Origin of the sequence: Rhodococcus sp. IEGM 1366 (genome assembly GCF_033142425.1) — a bacterium.
GTDB classification, from domain to species: domain Bacteria; phylum Actinomycetota; class Actinomycetes; order Mycobacteriales; family Mycobacteriaceae; genus Rhodococcus_F; species Rhodococcus_F globerula.
On record NZ_JAWLRZ010000005.1, the window covers coordinates 545,295 to 563,445 of the forward strand.

At 60.8% G+C, this 18,151-nt stretch carries 19 protein-coding genes; 6 read left to right on the forward strand and 13 right to left on the reverse strand.

The features are described from left to right. Positions 1-203 precede the first annotated feature (203 nt). Positions 204-1,154 (forward strand): barstar family protein, encoded by a 951-nt coding sequence (locus R4P64_RS18100; protein WP_317540414.1) that lies wholly within the window; start codon positions 204-206, stop codon positions 1,152-1,154. Between the two features lie 185 nt (positions 1,155-1,339). Continuing rightward, entirely contained in the window at positions 1,340-1,852 is a 513-nt protein-coding gene (locus R4P64_RS18105; RefSeq protein WP_317540415.1) for a hypothetical protein, read from the forward strand. Between the two features lie 690 nt (positions 1,853-2,542). On the opposite strand, the gene R4P64_RS18110 is transcribed toward R4P64_RS18105, so the two are convergent. The 3 genes from R4P64_RS18110 to R4P64_RS18120 all read right to left on the reverse strand — a co-directional run bounded on the left by R4P64_RS18110 (position 2,543) and on the right by R4P64_RS18120 (position 4,791). After that, entirely contained in the window at positions 2,543-3,193 is a 651-nt protein-coding gene (locus tag R4P64_RS18110) for a hypothetical protein (protein WP_317822049.1), read from the reverse strand. Positions 3,194-3,319: 126 nt separating this feature from the next. Continuing rightward, a complete protein-coding gene (locus R4P64_RS18115; protein WP_317540417.1) occupies positions 3,320-3,886 on the reverse strand; it encodes a hypothetical protein in 567 nt (188 codons plus the stop codon). 398 nt (positions 3,887-4,284) lie between these two features. After that, positions 4,285-4,791, reverse strand: a complete 507-nt coding sequence (locus tag R4P64_RS18120) for a MarR family winged helix-turn-helix transcriptional regulator (RefSeq protein WP_317540418.1) — start codon at positions 4,789-4,791, stop codon at positions 4,285-4,287. A gap of 197 nt (positions 4,792-4,988) precedes the next feature. Here R4P64_RS18120 and R4P64_RS18125 point away from each other — a divergent pair, with 197 nt between their 5' ends. Further along, positions 4,989-5,924, forward strand: coding sequence for an NADP-dependent oxidoreductase (locus tag R4P64_RS18125; protein WP_317540419.1), 936 nt, complete (start codon positions 4,989-4,991; stop codon positions 5,922-5,924). Positions 5,925-6,169: 245 nt separating this feature from the next. On the opposite strand, the gene R4P64_RS18130 is transcribed toward R4P64_RS18125, so the two are convergent. The 9 genes from R4P64_RS18130 to R4P64_RS18170 all read right to left on the reverse strand — a co-directional run bounded on the left by R4P64_RS18130 (position 6,170) and on the right by R4P64_RS18170 (position 14,396). Next, positions 6,170-6,715, reverse strand: a complete 546-nt coding sequence (locus R4P64_RS18130) for a hypothetical protein (RefSeq protein WP_317540420.1) — start codon at positions 6,713-6,715, stop codon at positions 6,170-6,172. A gap of 68 nt (positions 6,716-6,783) precedes the next feature. Beyond that, the gene (locus R4P64_RS18135) at positions 6,784-7,236 is read right to left on the reverse strand and encodes a hypothetical protein (protein WP_317822052.1); all 453 of its coding nucleotides are present in this window, start codon (positions 7,234-7,236) and stop codon (positions 6,784-6,786) included. 59 nt (positions 7,237-7,295) lie between these two features. Then, entirely contained in the window at positions 7,296-8,570 is a 1,275-nt protein-coding gene (locus tag R4P64_RS18140; RefSeq protein ID WP_317540422.1) for a M23 family metallopeptidase, read from the reverse strand. A 119-nt stretch (positions 8,571-8,689) separates the two neighbouring features. After that, positions 8,690-11,071, reverse strand: coding sequence for an excinuclease ABC subunit UvrA (locus tag R4P64_RS18145; protein WP_317540423.1), 2,382 nt, complete (start codon positions 11,069-11,071; stop codon positions 8,690-8,692). Between the two features lie 77 nt (positions 11,072-11,148). Next, entirely contained in the window at positions 11,149-11,559 is a 411-nt protein-coding gene (locus R4P64_RS18150) for a VOC family protein (protein ID WP_033236256.1), read from the reverse strand. A 10-nt stretch (positions 11,560-11,569) separates the two neighbouring features. Next, the gene (locus R4P64_RS18155; RefSeq protein ID WP_187328577.1) at positions 11,570-12,013 is read right to left on the reverse strand and encodes a helix-turn-helix transcriptional regulator; all 444 of its coding nucleotides are present in this window, start codon (positions 12,011-12,013) and stop codon (positions 11,570-11,572) included. 139 nt (positions 12,014-12,152) lie between these two features. After that, positions 12,153-12,641 carry an FBP domain-containing protein gene (locus R4P64_RS18160; RefSeq protein WP_092808172.1) on the reverse strand — a complete coding sequence of 163 codons (489 nt, stop codon included), beginning with the start codon at positions 12,639-12,641 and terminating at the stop codon, positions 12,153-12,155. 90 nt (positions 12,642-12,731) lie between these two features. After that, positions 12,732-13,166 carry a hypothetical protein gene (locus tag R4P64_RS18165; protein ID WP_317540424.1) on the reverse strand — a complete coding sequence of 145 codons (435 nt, stop codon included), beginning with the start codon at positions 13,164-13,166 and terminating at the stop codon, positions 12,732-12,734. 207 nt (positions 13,167-13,373) lie between these two features. Beyond that, positions 13,374-14,396 carry an Rv2578c family radical SAM protein gene (locus R4P64_RS18170; protein WP_317540425.1) on the reverse strand — a complete coding sequence of 341 codons (1,023 nt, stop codon included), beginning with the start codon at positions 14,394-14,396 and terminating at the stop codon, positions 13,374-13,376. A 99-nt stretch (positions 14,397-14,495) separates the two neighbouring features. Here R4P64_RS18170 and R4P64_RS18175 point away from each other — a divergent pair, with 99 nt between their 5' ends. From R4P64_RS18175 to R4P64_RS18185, 3 genes are all read left to right on the forward strand, one after another. Next, entirely contained in the window at positions 14,496-14,861 is a 366-nt protein-coding gene (locus R4P64_RS18175; RefSeq protein WP_033236255.1) for a RidA family protein, read from the forward strand. Between the two features lie 78 nt (positions 14,862-14,939). Next, positions 14,940-15,833 carry a DUF5995 family protein gene (locus R4P64_RS18180; RefSeq protein WP_317822057.1) on the forward strand — a complete coding sequence of 298 codons (894 nt, stop codon included), beginning with the start codon at positions 14,940-14,942 and terminating at the stop codon, positions 15,831-15,833. Positions 15,834-15,883: 50 nt separating this feature from the next. Further along, positions 15,884-17,317 (forward strand): putative nucleotidyltransferase substrate binding domain-containing protein, encoded by a 1,434-nt coding sequence (locus R4P64_RS18185; protein WP_317540427.1) that lies wholly within the window; start codon positions 15,884-15,886, stop codon positions 17,315-17,317. Between the two features lie 84 nt (positions 17,318-17,401). Here R4P64_RS18185 and R4P64_RS18190 read toward each other — a convergent pair whose 3' ends face one another. Continuing rightward, a complete protein-coding gene (locus R4P64_RS18190) occupies positions 17,402-17,953 on the reverse strand; it encodes a transglycosylase family protein (protein WP_033236152.1) in 552 nt (183 codons plus the stop codon). Positions 17,954-18,151: the final 198 nt, after the last annotated feature.

The window sequence follows — 18,151 nt, forward strand, 5'->3', positions numbered from 1 at the left end:
CGTAGGTTGGTCAGGGTTGGATGCCGCTCATCGGCTAGGCCGGGTAAGGCAGGGATCCGATTCGGGATTGGCGCGACTCTCGGGAGCGGGGAAACGAGCAGAAGAAAGAGCATGCAATCCGCTTGCCGTCAGGGAGTATGTGCTCGAGAGTCCGGGCATCTGATCGGACACGTTCTGCGTACGCGCCGATATACGCTCAGAATATGGCACGCAACGTGGTGTTCGATCCGACCGATCGCGAGATGTTCGATGCCCAGCGACAGCGCTTCGACTGGAGCCTACTGCAAAACGGCAACGTATACCGATATGACACTGTGTTTCAACTCGACAGCGCTTGCACCCGCCTCACCGATCTCGGGTACCTGGTACACCGCGTCGACGCCCATTCGTGGACGAACGTCGAGGATATGCACACCGCCTTCGCGAAGACCATGTCCTTCCCCTCCTACTACGGACGGAATCTTGACGCGTTCGCCGACGTGCTCTCCGACGTCGCCAGTTTCGCCTACGGAAGCGATCCCACCAGCTTGGGCACCGTTCTCGCGATCTCCGGCTACGACACTCTCGCGCGCATAGACCGGCGGACCGCCACCGCAGTCTTAGACATCTTCTCGGCCCAAGCACGTTTAGCGGCTCTCTACGCGCATCCGATGCTGTGCCTAGTCGAATCCACCGTCACCGACTATGCCGCGGTCGGCGGTCGACCGGTATCCGTGGGCAGCGTTTGGGATGTCCAACCGGATCCGCCGGCGCCGTTCCATCACGGCGACCTTGTCGAGCAGGTGTTGCAGATCTACGCGGACGAAGCGAGTGCTTCCAAGTATTTCGCTGCGCTGAATCAGGCTCTTGCCGACACACTCGCCGCTCACGGGCGCTGGCAAATCCTCAATCCCGTGCTGGCCTCCGAGCGCGTCGCGACCCTTCACGCCGAGAACCGGCCAGAACCACCGCCTACGGGAACTCAGTTGTGGGAGATATTAATTGGCCTCCGTGGTGCCGGGGACCACACCGTCCTCGGCGACCAACTCGTGCACGCCCTCTCGAAGTCCGGACTTCACTTCGATCAGCTGATTACAAAATTTTACTCAGCCGAAACGAAGGAACTAAAGCAAGCTCTCACTTACTACCCAAGCCTACAAAACTCAGATGACTGAGAGAGGAACACGTCCTGGTGTTCGAGGGTTCGGAAGGTATGCGCGTCTTCGGTTGTCGCTGAATGGTCGATTCGGCCGCTAATGTCACCTCGTGGATCACACTCAGTCAGTGGAGAACTCGGCATCACCGCGTTGGCTGGGCAAACACATTCGTCGCAGCAGCAGCTTCGTCACTGTACGTTGCGGTGAAATGCAATTTCTCATGGCCAAAACCTGCCGACAGCGCGATCGCGATTGCCGGCGCCGTCAGCCTCTGGGTTCTCACGGCACTGATCGCCCTCGCTCTACTCGGCGTGACGATCGTTCGGGGACGTCGGTGGTCGTGGTCGATTGTCGCAATTCCGGTACTCGTGGCGTGCGCCATCATGGTCACGGCAGTCGGTCGTCCGCACTTCGACAAGTACAGAACTCAGTTCGAAGACGTTGCGCAACAACTTCTTCAGGAGCCGCGCGACCCTGACAGCGACGGATACCGTCGTGATCAACGAATCGGCCGATTCGATATCTCCTACGCCAATGTGAGTAGCCAAGGCCACGTGTACTTCCACGATGCCCGCGACGGGCTCGACTTCATGGACAACCCCGGTTGGGTGTACGCCCCAAACGGCGTTTCCGAGAAGATTGCGAGGCAACTCCGCTTGGAAAGCATCGATGGAGGCTGGTATCGCTTCCCGAACATAGTCGTCGGCGACTACTGATTTCGATCTATGAAAGTGACGCGAGTGCTGGGATCTCGCGCTGCAGAATCCGCAGCCTTCAGTGAATTGCACTGAAAGACAGTGCAAGCGGCTCTTTGCTCGCGCAGAGCGCCATCGGGATCGCTAGGTCGGCACCGTTAGGCAAACAATTCCACATCGAAGACAGCGCCTCGGTGGCGATGGCATCGGTACTGGTTCGTGCGAAGCCCTCACGTCGGAAGACCTTCAGGGCGGCGTCGGTAACGGCCTGCCTGCACATTGCATCGCATGTCGGCAACACAGCAGACTGAAGGAGTATTCAACATTCGCAAGTATAGCGACGGCGCTATGTTTCATCCAGTGATGATAAATCGCCGTTGACTGGTGGATGTGCAGAATTCGAGACTTGCGAAATTCCGGGGACGATGAAAAGCTAACTGTTACTTCAAGACCCATATCCTGGCCATGTAACCCCGCTTGACGGGCGGGTCGCGCACCGAGGTGTGGAGCGGGCACCTCGAGGGAGACGACCGCCCGCGCTTGGGAATGGACCTTGCTCCAGCATCTGAAATCGCTCGATGTCGGCGGTATTCCACCATCCAGTCATTTGTTGAGCGCTACTTGTCCGTTAGTAGCGCGACTGGTTGATAGTTTCGGTCGGCGTTTCCGTTGCCGACACGAAAGGTTATTTTTCTTGCCATTCAAAGACATTCAGTAGTAGCGGTTTGGGTCCTTGGGCGTGTACGGGGCAACGGTTACCGCGTCGATCCGAGGGTCGGCGATGAGCACTTCAATCGCTTCTGTGGGTCCACCGATCACTGCGAAGTCAGGATCGACATCGTTTGCAACACACCATGCATGATCCGCCGGCCATATGAAGGCAGGATCCGCGTCGGACGCACCCCTCGGGTCAAACTGGACATCGTGGCCCCAGTCATCCCAATCCGTCAATGCACCGCGGAACAGCCAGTAGTCACGGTTGGGAATCTTCACTATCGGAATGTCATCGCCGATGACTTCACATCCCCAGCCGTCCCACAAGCAGAAATAGCAGTTATCCGGCGTGGAGGTGTAGCCGGATAGTAATTCCAGGACGGTTGCGAACTGCCCGGGGTTCTCCACATACCAACTTTCCGCAAAACCCAGATCCGTTGCCTGCTGGCCCTCGGAAGGAATGTCGGGAAGGAATCGGAGCCTTGCATATGCCGGAAATCCAACCGGCCCCTTGGCCGACAGTTGGTACCACGGCATATCCTGCCCGACTAACCAATCGGATGCCGACACATCTGTGCATACGCTCAGGCTCATCCGCTCATTATCCCTGACAAATAGTCGGCCATTCACCCCCGAATACAAAGGCACGCACCGACGCTGAACGGCTCCCGTTCCGCAATCTTGGACGCCCGAAACCCGCGCTCAGTTCGTGCTGTGAGATTCGGTGGTGTATTCGCGACTGCCTCCGGCGCCAATTCGACGCCGCTGTGAACGTCAGAAATGGCGAGTCTTGGCATCACCTGTTCGCGACTCGGTCGGAGTAATGAGGTGCCCGGTTGCGCGTGCTGCGAGGAGGAGTCCGACCAAGGTCAGTCCTGCCGCTCGACTACCTCGGTAGCTGAGCCGATCCGAGCACATCCTCTGTAGTGAGGACTGCGATACATCCGGCCAGGACTGCTTCGCCGTTTCACTCGAGCCGGAAGTTGTCACTCTCAGCTCCTTTTCCGGCACCGGGTTGATCACGGAACCGCAGTCCACCATGCGCGACCCGACACTGTCTACCGAGGCGGAAAGGGGTGCAAGTACCGCTGCTCCGCTCGTGACTAGCGCCAAGGCGGCAAAACACGCGCACGTGAAACCGAACAGAACCGAAGACTCACTGCGCCGAACCTTTCTCCACCAGAAGTAGGTGAGCGCGACCCCGGCAACTACGAACACCAGACCAGTCCACCAGTCGAAGAATCCGAGCAGGATATACACGAACACCAGGATGAGCGTCCAAAATACTGCACTGAGCCATTTCGTCGGCGATCGGTTGTCTCGCTGTTCTTCGGTTGCCATCGTGTCATTCTCGCCGACTGGTAGCCGTTTCATCGAGAGATGCGATCTAATCTGCCGGGATCCTCGAGTCCCTCTATCGGCTTCGCAAACGAAACTCCGCCTGCCGCCGCTGGACTCAGCACCCACCGAATCCCCGAAGACGAGTTCAGGTCGCCCACTGTCGGTTTCCCTGGATGCAGTTGCTGTTGCAAAGCCCAGACACCAGCGTCGTCAAGGGCGCCGCGATCGATCTGACACACCCAGTCGAAATCTATTGTAGACCAAGCAATCTGACATCCGTGGGTCTATATCCTCCACTGCTCGTCCGAGCGCGGTCACCGGCCGAGCCAACCTGCCGTGTCACGAGATCGGCGGAGAGTGCTGTTGGGGCAAGGATTCGACGGATCACCGCAGCGGAGCTACGCCTGAGGGCGGAGAATACCGGTTCCAGATTCGGTGCCGTTCAACTGTTGGCGCACCGTGGTTGCGATGCGGGCAAGCGCGGCGCCCAGAGCACGCTGCTGCGCCGCACTGAGAGGGTCGAAGACCAACTCTCGCACGCGTTCGACGTGGCCGGGCGCGCTGTCGACAACCTTCTGGAGCCCGGCCTCGGTCAGCGTGGCAAGTGTGTAGCGCCCGTTATCCGGGTCTGGGCGGCGAGTGACCCACTGGCGCTGCTCGAAACGGACCATCAGCTTCGACATTCGGGGCTGACTACTGTCGCACTGCGCAGCCAGGTCACTGAGTCGCATCGTCAGGTCGGCGGCCATCGACAGGCGCGCGAGGACGCTGTACTCGAAGTTCGATGTCTCGGCGTCCTGCTCCAATTGCCGATCGAGCAACGTCGGCAGTGCGATGACAACGGTAAGCAGGTCCTGCCACACCGCTTGCTGGTCTTCGTCAAGCCATCGCGGCGAAGTCGTCATGGTGCCAAAGCGTACATCCTTCCCAGCCATTTGACTTGCCTAGGCAAGTCAGTCATCGTGTTCTTACTTGCCTAGGCAAGTCAGGTGGTCGCAGCTAGGTACTCGTCGAGTGCCTTTCACCGAAAGCTGGCCGCGCGGCCCAACAGCCCAGCCGGGCAGACCCTGCTGGACCCGACAACCACACACGAGGAGAGTCCATGAAAGCGATTCGTTACCACAAGTTCGGCGACACCAAGGTTCTGCAAGAAGAGGAAGTGGCACGTCCAGCACCCAGTCTCGGCCAGGTGCTGGTTAAGGTCGCCGCCACGTCGTTCAACCCGGTAGACGACCACATCCGCTTAGGGGTGCTCGCAGAAGCCATTCCCACCACATTGCCGATCACGCCTGGTCTGGACGTTGCGGGCACCGTCGTCGAGCTGGGCGCGGAGGTCAGCCGACTGCAGGTCGACGATCGCGTCGTCGGCATGTTTCCCCTGGACCAGCATGGCGGCGCGGCAGAGTACGCGGTGATCGCGGGCGATCTCCTCGCCGCGGCGCCCAGAGCCGTGACCTTGACCGATGCCGCAGCCCTTCCACTCGCCGGCCTCGCCGCCCGGCAGGCCGCCATCGAACTGGCCGACATCCAGAAGGGGCAGAGCGTGCTCGTCAACGGAGCCGGTGGCGCGGTGGGAAGCCTCGTCGTCCAGCTTGCGGTCGACGCCGGCGCTACCGTCACCGCCGTCGACGGACCACAGCACGCCGTTCGTCTACACGGTTACGGCGCCACGAAGGTTGTCGGCCCGCTGGACCTAGATGCGGGTCCTGCCGTCATAGGCGGGCCTTTCGACGTGGTCGTCAATCACGTGCGTTTGGATGCGGACGGACTTGCGAAGCTAACCCCGTTCGTTGCCGACGGCGGTATCGCGGTCAGCTCCGCCGGGGCCGTACCCGCCGACGACGAGCGCTCGGTGCGAACTGCGAGCGTATGGGTGACGCCCAACGGCTCCCACCTGGCAGACATGGTGTCCCGCCTCGACGAGGGCCGCCTCGAACTCACCGTTGTCGATCACCGGCCACTGCAGCAGCTACGAGCCGTCCACGAAGAAGCCGCGAGCGGCAAGCTCATTGGCAAAACCGTCATCACGATCGACTAGACCACGCTGACGCCCCTCGCAGAATATCGAGAGGGGCGTCATGCATCCGGTGGATCCCAGTCACGGCGGCCCAGAATTTCCGCAAGTTGAGCAACGACAGCAACTTATCAATGGCACTGTCCCGCAACATATCCTACGTACTACTGTACTTGCATATCGAAACTCGTCTTATTTCTCGGTCCTTCTGCTCAACTGCCCGACGACGCATCCCCGGATCGACCGAGGTGCGCAGCTGCGCCAGATGTTCAAATACTGAGGGCGGACATGATCTCGCCGAATGCACCCTCACGCCCAGGCAAGATTACCTTCTGAAACAGCGTCAGCACGCACTCGTCGATGTCGTCTGTTGCGGACGAATTCTTGCGTGACACCGCAATTGCGCGAAGTCCACGCGCACGCACGTACCGGGCCAGCTCGTTTCCGTCGCGCCGCGCTGCTGCCTTACGACCTGAGGAATGTTCGAACCGATAGTGACGCCCAGCGACCGCAACTTCGCAGAGTTTGTTCCTGCGCCGCATCCCATGACGCTTCTCGTCCGTAACGCTCACAGCGGTACCGTCCGGGAATCGTAAGGTCGCGGGCGTACCCTTGGTCAGCGCGGGGCCGAATCGATCGATCCGTTCGGCCAGCGTCTCCCGCTTCAACCTGCCGAAATGCGCGATGAATTCGTCGCCGGCGGCTGGAAAGAGTTCGGCGCGCACTATTCCGGCAGGATCGAATATCGCGACGGACGAGAGGTCCGCCGCGATACGCACAGACCATCCTGTCTCGGTGGGACTCTTCCAATTCATGATCCGCAGTATCCCACCGCGGCAGTGGCCAGACTGACATCACAGGCGCCACCGGCTCGCGGGTCTGATCATGGTTCAGGAGTCGACGCATGAAGATGGAATGTCGCGCCCTTCTCTAGTTCGTCCGCGGTGAAATCCGGTGACGTGAAACTCCCCGCGTAGGGCGCTGAACTGCTGACCGTGAGTGAGTAATTGCGTTGATTCGCGGGGATGGCATCGAAGCGCGCCACATACGTGCAGGTACCGGTGCCATCGGGATTCTGTTCCACGGAATCGACTTCCAGCACAGACCTTGTCGATGCGGCGCCGCTTCCTCCATCAACGAATATCGTGTCGTTCGGCGCCACCGGGATTGTTCCGACGATGCACTGTCCGGAATCCGGATCGGCTCGTTCAGCGTCCCCGATGACGGTCACCACGGCGGTAAAGGTTTTCGGATCATCTGTATTGGACACACAACCGGTCAGCGCCAACGTCCCGATTGACAGCAATACTGCAGCGTGTCTGCCCCTTCGCCCCATGGACTCACAGTAGACCGACACGAGCGGATGGAAGGTTGATGTCCGAGAAAGTCTGAAAATCAGGGCACAGGCGGAAAATTAACGACTGCCCCGTCGAGCGGCAACTGGTCGGTGCGGTCGCCCTCGTTCGGTCCCTTGACGAGAGCGCCGGTATCTGCCGATCCGACAAACGTGAAGCTGTCGATCTCGTAGGGCACATTGTCGCCGGACAGCGGCACCGCCGCCCGTGACACATGGAAGTGCAGATGCGCTTCTGAGGTGTTGCCCGAGTTGCCGAGGTTCCCGATCACCTGACCCATGGTCACCAGATCCCCTACATTCACAGTCGCCGACATCGGTTTCAGGTGGGCATAGAACGCATAGTTTCCGTTGCCGATGTCGATGATGACGTAGTTGCCACCCAATTGATCGAACGGCATGTCCTTCGGAACTTGTTGCGGCACTTGGTCCTGCTCGCCCGACACGACAGCCACGACGGTGCCGTCGGCCACCGCCAGCAGAGGCGCGCCGTAGGCGAAGTAGTCCTCATTTTTCGATCCGTCACCACGAGACCTGCTGAGCGGGACTGCATCCGGGTCGATCCTCAGCCAGTCGACGGCAAATCGCTCGGTGCCGTTGATCCTGCCACCGACCGCCATCATCCCGGCGCGATGCTGCGAGAGCCCGCAGCAACCGTCCCCGACCACCCAACTGTCGCCGGCTAGTGGCGGACCGATAACCACCGGCAAGTCTGTGCTGGTCATCACTGTTCCGCCGAACTGCGTGACGTTATCGGGATATCGTGCAGCACTGGCAGCGTCCTCCGGCGTTGCTTGGCCAAACGTCGCAGTCAGTCGATGGGTCACCACAGACGGAACATCGTCGGGGCTCTCGTATTCGTCGTCGAGCACCATCAGCACAGTGCGCCCCACCGGGATCTCGGTGAACGGCGTCCAGGAAAAGTTCCCTACCAGAATCGAACGCGCAGATACTTGGCCCTGATCGAGGGTCGATACGACGGTCCCGTCCGGTCCCCCGGCCAGCGTTTCGATCTTTGTGATGGTCGCGGGCCGCGGTGAGAAGTTCAGCACTTCGATCTCGTAGGCCACGTGCAGCATTCCGTCAGTCCCGGTGACAGGGATCGGATTCGGCCCGAGCGCCGAGATCACCAACGGCGACGTGACGTCGGTTTCGGTCGGATAGCCGCGCGGGATCCCCCCTCGACTGTCGATGGTCGACGTCGTGAGCACGGTCGGTCCGGTGGTGTCGATCGACGATGAACACCCGGCGATGACGAGCGTCATTACTGCGGCGGCGATTGCCCACCCTGCCCAAGGGCTGTGTGAAGTCGTCATGCGAACTCCAGAGCAGGCCCCTGCCCAGTGCGTCGGCCCAGTTGTTTCGAGCCTAGGCACGAAAGACCCTCTTTGTCCTGATTTTGTGGATCAGGACAAAGAGGGTCAAATCCTCGTGATCAGGCGCCTACGTACGACGCGAGATGCTGGCCGGTCAGGGTTGAGCGATCGGCGACAAGATCGCTCGGCGTGCCCTCGAACACAATCCGTCCACCGTCGTGACCGGCACCGGGACCAAGATCGATAATCCAGTCTGCATGTGCCATGACCGCTTGGTGATGCTCGATGACGATAACCGACTTCCCGGAGTCGACGAGTCGATCCAGTAGTCCGAGCAGCTGCTCGACGTCAGCCAAGTGAAGGCCTGTGGTCGGCTCGTCGAGGACATACACGCCGCCCTTTTCGGCCAGGTGCGTGGCAAGCTTGATGCGCTGACGTTCACCACCCGACAGCGTCGTGAGGGGCTGGCCGATGGTGAGGTAGCCGAGCCCCACATCCACGAGTCGCACCAGAATCTTGTGTGCGGCCAAGGTTTTAGCCTCACCGTCACCGAAGAACTCTTCAGCCTCGGCGGCCGACATCGCTAGAACCTCGCTGATGTCCTTCCCTCCGAATTTGTACTCCAGGACATCGGCCTGGAACCGCTTCCCCTCGCACTCCTCACACACCGTCGCAACGCCGGCCATCATCGCCAGATCGCTGTAGATGACGCCGTTGCCGTTGCATGTGGGGCAGGCGCCCTCGGAGTTGGCGCTGAACAGCGCCGGCTTCACACCGTTGGCCTTCGCAAACGCCTTGCGGATGGGGTCGAGCAGACCGGTGTACGTTGCAGGGTTGCTCCGACGCGAACCGCGGATCGCGCCCTGATCGATCGACACCACTCCCTCCCGCTTCGCGAGCGAGCCATGGATCAACGAACTCTTCCCGGACCCGGCGACGCCCGTCACCACAACCAGCACACCGAGTGGCACATCGACGTCGACGTTCTGCAAGTTGTGGGAGGTTGCGCCACGGATTTCCATTGCGCCCGTTGACTTTCGCACGCTCGCTTTGAGTGCAGCTCGGTCGTCGAAATGACGTCCCGTGACCGTGTCACTGGCCCGCAAGCCGTCGACGGTGCCCTCGAAGCAGACAGTTCCGCCCGCGGCACCTGCGCCGGGGCCGAGATCGACGATGTGATCGCCGATAACGATCGTCTCCGGCTTGTGCTCGACGACAAGGACCGTATTTCCCTTGTCACGCAACTGCAGCAGTAGGTCGTTCATGCGCGCGATGTCGTGGGGATGAAGGCCAGTCGTGGGTTCGTCGAACACGTACGTGATGTCGGTGAGCGAGGACCCTAGATGGCGAATCATCTTGGTGCGCTGAGCTTCACCACCGGACAGTGTCCCCGACGGCCGGTCCAGGCTCAGATAGCCCAGGCCGATCTCCACGAACGAGTCGAGCGTTTCACCGAGCGTCGTCAGCAATGGCGCCACTGACGGTTCTTTCAAACCGCCGACCCACTCCGCGAGATCGCTGATCTGCATCGCACACGCATCAGCGATGTTGATGCCTTTGATCTTCGACGATCGCGCACCCTCGCTCAGCCGAGTGCCATCGCACTCGGGGCACGTGGTGAACGTGATTGCCCGCTCAACGAACGCCCGGATGTGCGGCTGCATCGCGTCGACATCCTTGGACAGGAACGACTTCTGGATCTGCGGAATCAGTCCTGTGTACGTCAGGTTGATTCCTTCGACCTTGATCTTCGTCGGTTCCTTGTAGAGCAGGTCGTTCAGTTCCTTCTTGGTGTACTTCTTGATCGGCTTGTCGGGATCGAAGTAGCCGCATCCCCGGTAAATCCGGCCGTACCAACCGTCCATGCTGTAGCCGGGAACAGTGATCGCACTATCGTTGAGCGACTTGGTGTCGTCGTACAGCGCCGTCACGTCGAAATCGTTGACCGAGCCGCGCCCCTCACAACGCGGACACATTCCACCGGTGATGCTGAACGTCCGCCGTTCCTTCGTCTGACGGCCACCGCGCTCCACGGTGAGCGCACCCGCACCGGAGGCTGATGCGACATTGAACGAAAATGCCTGGGGCGAACCGATATGCGGCTTACCAAGACGACTGAAGAGAATGCGAAGCATCGCGTTAGCGTCGGTGGCAGTACCTACCGTCGAGCGAGGGTCGACGCCCATCCGTTGCTGATCGACGATGATCGCCGTGGTCAAACCGTCGAGCACGTCGACGTCCGGCCGCGCCAGCGTCGGCATGAAACCCTGAACGAAGGCGCTGTACGTCTCGTTGATCATCCGCTGCGACTCCGCGGCGATGGTGCTGAACACCAATGAGCTCTTGCCCGAACCCGAGACACCGGTAAAGACCGTCAGCCTGCGCTTGGGGATTTCGACGCTGATGTCCTGGAGGTTGTTCACGCGCGCGCCCTGCACGCGGATCAGGTCGTGGGTGTCCGCAACATGTAGCTCTCGCTCCGCCATTTCAGCCGTGCTCATCATGTCTCCATCTCTCAGGTGAGGGCCACCCACACAGTGTCGCCCTGTGTGGGTGGCCGCGGTTCTCTTCAGTTGACTCAGCGGAGCTCTTGGATGCGGATCAAGTTGCCTGCTGGGTCGCGGACGGCGCAGTCCCGAACACCGTACGGCTGCTCGGTCGGCTCCTGGACGACGTCGATGTCGCCGGCCTGCAGCCGCTCGAAAGTACCGTCGAGATCCTTGGTGGCCAACAGAATACCGGCATAGGTGCCCTTGGCCATCATTTCGACGATGGTGCGACGCTCCTCGTCGGTGATACCCGGATCGACGGCCGGGGGATGCAACACGATCGACGTGTTGGGCTGGTCGGGCGGGCCGACGGTTATCCAGCGCATCCCGTCGTAGCCGACGTCGAGGCGGACCTCGAAACCGAGCAAGTCGCGGTAGAAGGAAAGGGCGGCCTCCGGGTCGTCCTGCGGAAGGAAACTCGATGCAATGGTGATGTCCATGAATGTCACGCTATCTGCGGCTGGGGGCCGGCGCTTCTCGATTCCTGATCGGTCTTGTCACCTGTTTCGACACGCAGGACGGCATGCCCTCGGTCACGCCGGCAGCCTCGTCTCGATAGACGCTCGGTGGAACGCCGACCAACTCGGTGAAACGAGTGCTGAAGGTACCGAGCGATGAACAGCCAACGGCAAAACACACCTCGGTGACACTGAGATCACCGCGACGCAGCAGCGCCATGGCGCGCTCGATGCGTCGCGTCATCAGATAGGAATACGGCGGCTCGCCGTACGCCAGCCTGAACTGGCGACTGAGGTGCCCGGCCGACATGTTCACTCCGCGGGCAAGCGCCTCCACGTCAAGGGGTTGCGCGTACTCCCGATCGATCCGGTCACGAACACGCCGAAGAAGCGCGAGGTCGCGCAGTTGTTGCGAAGTCGCGGGTCTACTTGTCACAGGTTCGATCGTGCCATGTCCGAGCACGTTCTCGCCGATTTCCGCGGGGAAGCGAACAATGATTTGGTCAAGCTGACACGGCTTCCGGCACGCTGAAACGTGTGCTCACTGTTTGCAAACTGTGTTAGCTCCGAGGCACCTACGACCGCAACATGGCCACAAACGCAGCAATGTTCGTGACCACGCGATCGGCCTTCTCCTGCTCGGTGAGATTTTCCTGATACCGGTTGCCTGCCGACGGCCGCCGCTTGTTGCGCGCATACAGCGGACAGGCCAGGTCAGTGCACATATAGGTGCCGATTGTGTCGCCGCGTCGGCCGGCCTCACCGATCTTGGCGGCGGTCAGCAGTGATACTCCCCCGCTGCCGTGCGTCGTGAGGCAAATCGTGCACATTTGCGCGCGACCTGATTTGCCGGTTTGGTATCGGAGGGCGATGCCGACTAACTCGTCGCCCTGCGGGATCACCAGATATCCCCGCCCGGGCATGGTCGGATCGTTCCAACCGAAGAAATCCAGGTCTTCCCATGGGCGCTTCTCGAGATCCCGTGGTACCGGCAATCGTTTTGCGTCGCCTTTCGAACAATTCACGAACGACGCGCGAATTTCGCGTTCGGTGAGCGGCAGCACGGTGGAACTCCATTTCGACAGTTGAATCAAGCCGAACCGACGCTACTCACGATCGTTACCTCGCGCAACGTATTTTCCGGGCTACGCGATCTAATCCGTCTCGAGGTCGACCACCAAGAAATCCTCCCGGCGTGGCCCCCACTCCCGGTCTGTTAGTTGATAGGAACGCAGTCCCTGCGGCGGGTGCGCCAACTCGTAGAACTGTTCGGTCCCGGAAACGAACTGCATCGATGCCCACCCCCAGCGCGAACCGTGCGGTTGCCGCGGATCAGGCTGCATATCCGAAACGATGGACACGAGTCGAAGTCCACGAACAACTCCTGTAGCAACGGCGTCCGCGTCGAAATCCTGCCAGGCCTGCGACGCATTCGAATTCTTCCGCATCGTGCCCGCACGTAGATGCAGCGCACCGGATACCTCGATCTGCGACGGAATCGGTAGATCAGCGTTAAACGTGAACTGTAGATTGCCCGCACCGCCGATCGAAGGTTGTTGTACCACATCAATATCCGGGTCTGCAGTCAACCGCCGCACTATCGGATTCGAACTTCGGCGAACGTCCGCGACACACGACCAGGTCGGCTCCAACGCAGCCCACCTCCGCGGACTCTCAGGGTTCCACGACAATCCCCAACGGATGGTTTCTCCCAGCCTCGGCGGCACAAACCACCGAAACCGTAACCAGTCGATCACCACCGGAGTGTTCATGCCTGACCGTACCAAGCAGCGTTCTCAGAAAAGCGTCAATGCCGCTCCGGCACCGACCAATTCGCGTTCAACCCGTGGACCCTCGAGCTCACGATGCTGCGAGGGTCCCGCCAATCCATGACGCTCCACCAGCGGTTCGACGCGCTTCTTGAGCCAACTCTTGTACTCCGGCGTGACGTAGGCACCGCGCCCGTAAAGTTCGCGATACCGGCGGATCAGCGCGGGATGCTCTTGCGCCAGCCAGTTCAGGAACCATCCGCGCGTACTGCCGCGAAGGTGCATCGGAAAGACCGTCACGCCGGTGGCACCGGCGTCGGCGAGTGCGGCAAACAGTTCGTCGAGGTGCTGGCTCGAATCTGTGAGGAACGGGATGACCGGCGCGACCATCACGTTGCACGAGAATCCGGCGTCGGTGATTGCCCGGATCATCTCCAGTCGAGCGCGCGGCGATGGTGTGCCAGGTTCGATCTGCTTCTGTAAGACGGCATCGTTGATCGCCAGCGACACTCCGATCCCGACATCGACCTGGGTGGCAGCCATTTTGAGCAACGGCAGATCTCGGCGCAGCAAAGTCCCTTTCGTAAGGATCGAAAAGGGCGTACCGGATTCCGTCAACGCTCGAATGATGCCGGGCATCAATCGGTATCGGCCTTCGGCCCGCTGATACGGATCGGTGTTGGTGCCCAGCGCTACGGGTTCACGCTTCCATGACTTTCGCGCTAATTCCTTGCGCAGAACCGCCGCAACGTTGGTCTTCACGACAACTTGCGAATCAAAGTCCCGGCCGGCGTCGAGGTCGAGGTACTCATGGCTCGGCCGCGCGAAGCAGTACCGGCACGCATGGGAACAACCGCGAAACGCATTGACCGTGTAGTTGAATGGCAACGTCGATGCTTCCGGCATCTTGTTGAGCGCACTCTTACAGAGCACTTCATGGAACGTGATGCCCTCGAACTCAGGCGTCTGCACCGAGCGGACCAACCCGGCTCGCTCGAGCCCGGGCAACGCTCCGTCGTCTGCATCCAATGCCTGACCCGACCACCTCATAACCCCAAGTCGAACACTTGTTCTATGCTATGTCAAGATGAACCGTGGAAGCGACCCGTGCTTCACCACGGTCGATCAGTTGTTGGCAGAATCAACGCCATGTCCAACAGAATCAACATCTCGTCCGGTTCCGAATGGGAACCGAAGATCGGTTACTCCCGCGCCGTCCGCATCGGCAATCAGGTTGCGGTTTCAGGCACCACCGCCCCCGGCGAAACCCTGAACGACCAGACCCGTGCCGCCCTCGACACCATCAAGGCCGCACTCGAAGAAGCCGGCGCTTCGCTCGGCGATGTCATCCGCACCCGCATGTACCTGCGCGACATGTCGCAGTGGGAGCAGGCCGCACTCGCTCACGGTGAAGTATTCGGCGACATCCGTCCGGCTACGACAATCCTCGAGGTCAGCTCGTTGATCGACCCCGCTCTACTCATCGAGATCGAAGCCGACGCAGTTCTGAGCTGACTGCAGTGCTGAGCTGACTGCAGTTCTGAGCTGATTGCCAACCCGGCAATCATGAATCGGTTCAACTACTGTGAGCCGATGAAATCGAGCCGAATCGTGACCACAGCGATCGCACTGAGTTTCACATTCGCTCTACTCTTGCCCGGATCCGTAGCTGCGGATCCGGGCAAGAATCTATCCATAGCCTGCGGAACTCCACTGACTGCCGGCGAGGTCGAAAGAATTACGTACCTCAGCGACGTATCGACGCTGCACGAAGAAGGCCTCGAACGCTTGGAATCCGCAGTCGACCGGCATCACCAAATCACCACAATCCTTGTATCACATCATGATTGGCGCGGACTCTTCTCGATCGGGCTCGATGCCGTCGAGCATGAGGCAGTCATGCCCCTGCAGCGCGATCCGGCCGCATTCACCAACAGATCCTGGTCGAATTCAGTCAGTTACGAACTATTACGCCGCTATCTGACCAATATCCACGCCGAATTCACCGGCGCTCCTACCGATCCCGCATGGAGCAACTATTACTTGTTGACGCGCCAATGCGACATCAGTCCCGCGCGCGTCGCCATGGCAGGCTACAACGCACACCTCACAGTCGATCTCGCCTACACCGTGGCCACCGCTACCACCCAGCCCGTCGATATCCCCGATTTCTACAAGATCGTCGATTCCATCGCGACAAAAGGCGGTTCGATAGTTTCCGACACCAAAGCCGAATACGGCGCCGACTTGGGCCCACTGTGGCGGTTCTACTTCGTCGGTGAGGGGCTCGATCGGCTGACCGGTAACTCCGAACCGTCCCAGCTTCTACTCAGGGCCGCCGACAGTGGGTACAACACGATCACGTTGACCAACGGTTTTGCACTACAGAACCCGTATACGAAGGCCGGCACCGAACAGGAGATCGACGCACTGTGGCGCACTACCGACGTCGCGCTCGACGCGCTCGCACGCCTTGGCGGCCTGTGACGCCGCGACCGACATGACGATCAATCGGACATGCCTGCGACAATGGAGCCATGACGGGCTACACCGCGCGAATCTCGGTACCGAACCCAGCCATGCGTGCGGTACGAGATCTGTTGCGGGGACCGGCAATTGTATGTTCCGGGGAATCCTCCATCCGCGATGCCGCTGTACTGATGACCGAAGCCGGGCGTCGAGCCGTCGTAATTCCCACAGATGCAAGCACTTACGGGATCTTCACGGAGGGCGATCTGCGCAGCCGAGTTGTTGTCGGAGGAATCGACAGCGCTCGCCCGGTCTCCACGGTGATGACGCCGTCTGCCGTGACGGTGGATCCTGATCGACTCGGAGCCGACGCTGTCACGGACATGCTCGAACACGGATTGCGCCACCTTCCCGTCGTCACGGCGTCCGGCGAACTTCTGGGGGTGCTCGAACTGAGCGACCTTCTGACGTCGGCAACAAATCAGGGCTTCGAACTTCGCGCCGCCCTTGCGACTGCCAAGACCGACGTCGAACTCATTGCCACGGCCCGAGCTGTACCTGAGCTGGTCACCGGCCTGGTCGACGCACGGGTCTCACCCATCGATATCAGTGGCACGCTATCGGTCTTGATCGACGTGACGGTGCGGCGCGCAATCGAACTGGTGGTGGGCGGCGACGAACGCCCGGACTTTGCCTGGCTGTCACTCGGCAGCGCGGCCCGGCGCGAGGCTCTGCCGTCGTCGGACATCGACAGCGCGTTGGTGTGGGGCGGAGAGTCGCACCGCGAAGGTGCGGATGCGGCGCAGCGGATCCACGAGATTCTCGACCGGTGTGGATTCCCTCGCGACGCGCAGAACGCGGTCGCAACTCAGGCACGATTCGCACGTACGCTCCCGCAGTGGCGCCGCGCCTTACGCAAGTGGGTAGCCAATCCCTACCAGGACCAGGCCCTCGTCATGCTGTCGATGCTGGCAGACGCCCGCGTTGTTGCCGGAGATCCTGCCCTCGATCCGAGGCCCGAAGCCTTGGATCAGTTACGCCTCAACCCGGCCGTCATGCGACTACTACTTCGAGAAGCCGTGGGCGAGAAGGCAAAACTACATTCGTTGCGGGACGTGGTGACACGCCGTACCGGTACCGTCAACCTGAAATCCACAGCTGTGCAACCGATCGTGAATATCGCACGCTGGGCCGGCACGTCCGTAGGCGCACGTACGAGCACCACCGTCGAACGCCTGAAGGTTGCTTCCGACACCGGTTTCCTCCCCGCCGACGACACGCGGGTGCTCATCGAGTCTTTCGAGGTTCTCCAGCAGATCCGAGTCCGTCACCAGACGGATCAGTTTGCCGCCGGCATGATGCCCACCGACGAGGTCGTGGTTGCGGACCTCACTCCCCTCTCGCGCAGCCTGCTCGGCAATGCGGTGAGAGAAGTAGCCGGGGTGCAACGCCGACTCGAGTACGAGGCATCAGCGTCCGCGCTACCGGATATCGAACCGTAGATACATCCGAACTGCACAAACGCCGAATGTGTCCGGAGCGCAATCGCTCCGGACACATTCAGAAGTGTTCAACCACAAGGGTGGTTAGACGGACAGGCTCTGTCCCGGGAAGATCAGGTTGATGTTTGCGACCTGACCTGCAAGAGCGTCGAGCGAGATGCCGTGAGCTGAAGCGATCGAAGACAAGGTGTCGCCGACCTGGATCACGTAGTTGCCGCCGGTAGTGGCAACAGGAGCGGATTCGACGCTGGCCTCAGCCGTGACGGGTGCAGAAGCCTCCTGGTAGGTGGCTGCGGTGGTTCCGCCGGTCAGGTACTGGCCGCACACGGGCCATGCGCCGACGCCCTGGCCTTCGAGAACGTTCTCGGCGACGCGGACCTGCTCGGACTGGCTTGCGTTGGCAGCGTTGCCCGATCCGCCGTATGCCTCCCACGTGCTCTGCGTGAACTGCAAGCCGCCGTAGAAGCCGTTTCCGGTGTTGGCTGCCCAGTTTCCGGAGGACTCACAGTTCGCGACTCCGGACCAGTCGTGGCCGGCTGCGGAGGCGGTGCCGGTGCTCATCGCGAGCGGGATGGCTACTACTGCGCCGGCTGTTGCAACTGCGCCGAGGGCGCGCTTGAAAGTAATGCTGGTCATCAGGTAAATCCTCTCCGCTACCGCGGACGACATCGGACCTGGCACATGTGTGCCGTATCGAACGACTCGCCTGTTTCACTCCTGCCCCGCGAAGGTTTGGGGAGTACCGGACCCGCGGGGCAGAAGCACGCAGTTGCGGGCCGGTGTTTGTCCGGCTGTTTCGGACTGCCAACGACGCTAGGCGATGGTCACGGAAAG

Excerpts from the sequence above, each read along its gene's own strand:
- R4P64_RS18100 (WP_317540414.1), top strand. The coding sequence starts at position 204 with ATGGCACGCAACGTGGTGTTCGATCCGACCGATCGCGAGATGTTCGAT.
- R4P64_RS18115 (WP_317540417.1), bottom strand. The coding sequence starts at position 3,886 with ATGGCAACCGAAGAACAGCGAGACAACCGATCGCCGACGAAATGGCTC.
- R4P64_RS18120 (WP_317540418.1), bottom strand. The coding sequence starts at position 4,791 with ATGACGACTTCGCCGCGATGGCTTGACGAAGACCAGCAAGCGGTGTGG.
- R4P64_RS18125 (WP_317540419.1), top strand. The coding sequence starts at position 4,989 with ATGAAAGCGATTCGTTACCACAAGTTCGGCGACACCAAGGTTCTGCAA.
- R4P64_RS18130 (WP_317540420.1), bottom strand. The coding sequence starts at position 6,715 with ATGAATTGGAAGAGTCCCACCGAGACAGGATGGTCTGTGCGTATCGCG.
- R4P64_RS18135 (WP_317822052.1), bottom strand. The coding sequence starts at position 7,236 with ATGGGGCGAAGGGGCAGACACGCTGCAGTATTGCTGTCAATCGGGACG.
- R4P64_RS18140 (WP_317540422.1), bottom strand. The coding sequence starts at position 8,570 with ATGACGACTTCACACAGCCCTTGGGCAGGGTGGGCAATCGCCGCCGCA.
- R4P64_RS18145 (WP_317540423.1), bottom strand. The coding sequence starts at position 11,071 with ATGAGCACGGCTGAAATGGCGGAGCGAGAGCTACATGTTGCGGACACC.
- R4P64_RS18150 (WP_033236256.1), bottom strand. The coding sequence starts at position 11,559 with ATGGACATCACCATTGCATCGAGTTTCCTTCCGCAGGACGACCCGGAG.
- R4P64_RS18170 (WP_317540425.1), bottom strand. The coding sequence starts at position 14,396 with ATGAGGTGGTCGGGTCAGGCATTGGATGCAGACGACGGAGCGTTGCCC.
- R4P64_RS18175 (WP_033236255.1), top strand. The coding sequence starts at position 14,496 with ATGTCCAACAGAATCAACATCTCGTCCGGTTCCGAATGGGAACCGAAG.
- R4P64_RS18180 (WP_317822057.1), top strand. The coding sequence starts at position 14,940 with ATGAAATCGAGCCGAATCGTGACCACAGCGATCGCACTGAGTTTCACA.
- R4P64_RS18185 (WP_317540427.1), top strand. The coding sequence starts at position 15,884 with ATGACGGGCTACACCGCGCGAATCTCGGTACCGAACCCAGCCATGCGT.
- R4P64_RS18190 (WP_033236152.1), bottom strand. The coding sequence starts at position 17,953 with ATGACCAGCATTACTTTCAAGCGCGCCCTCGGCGCAGTTGCAACAGCC.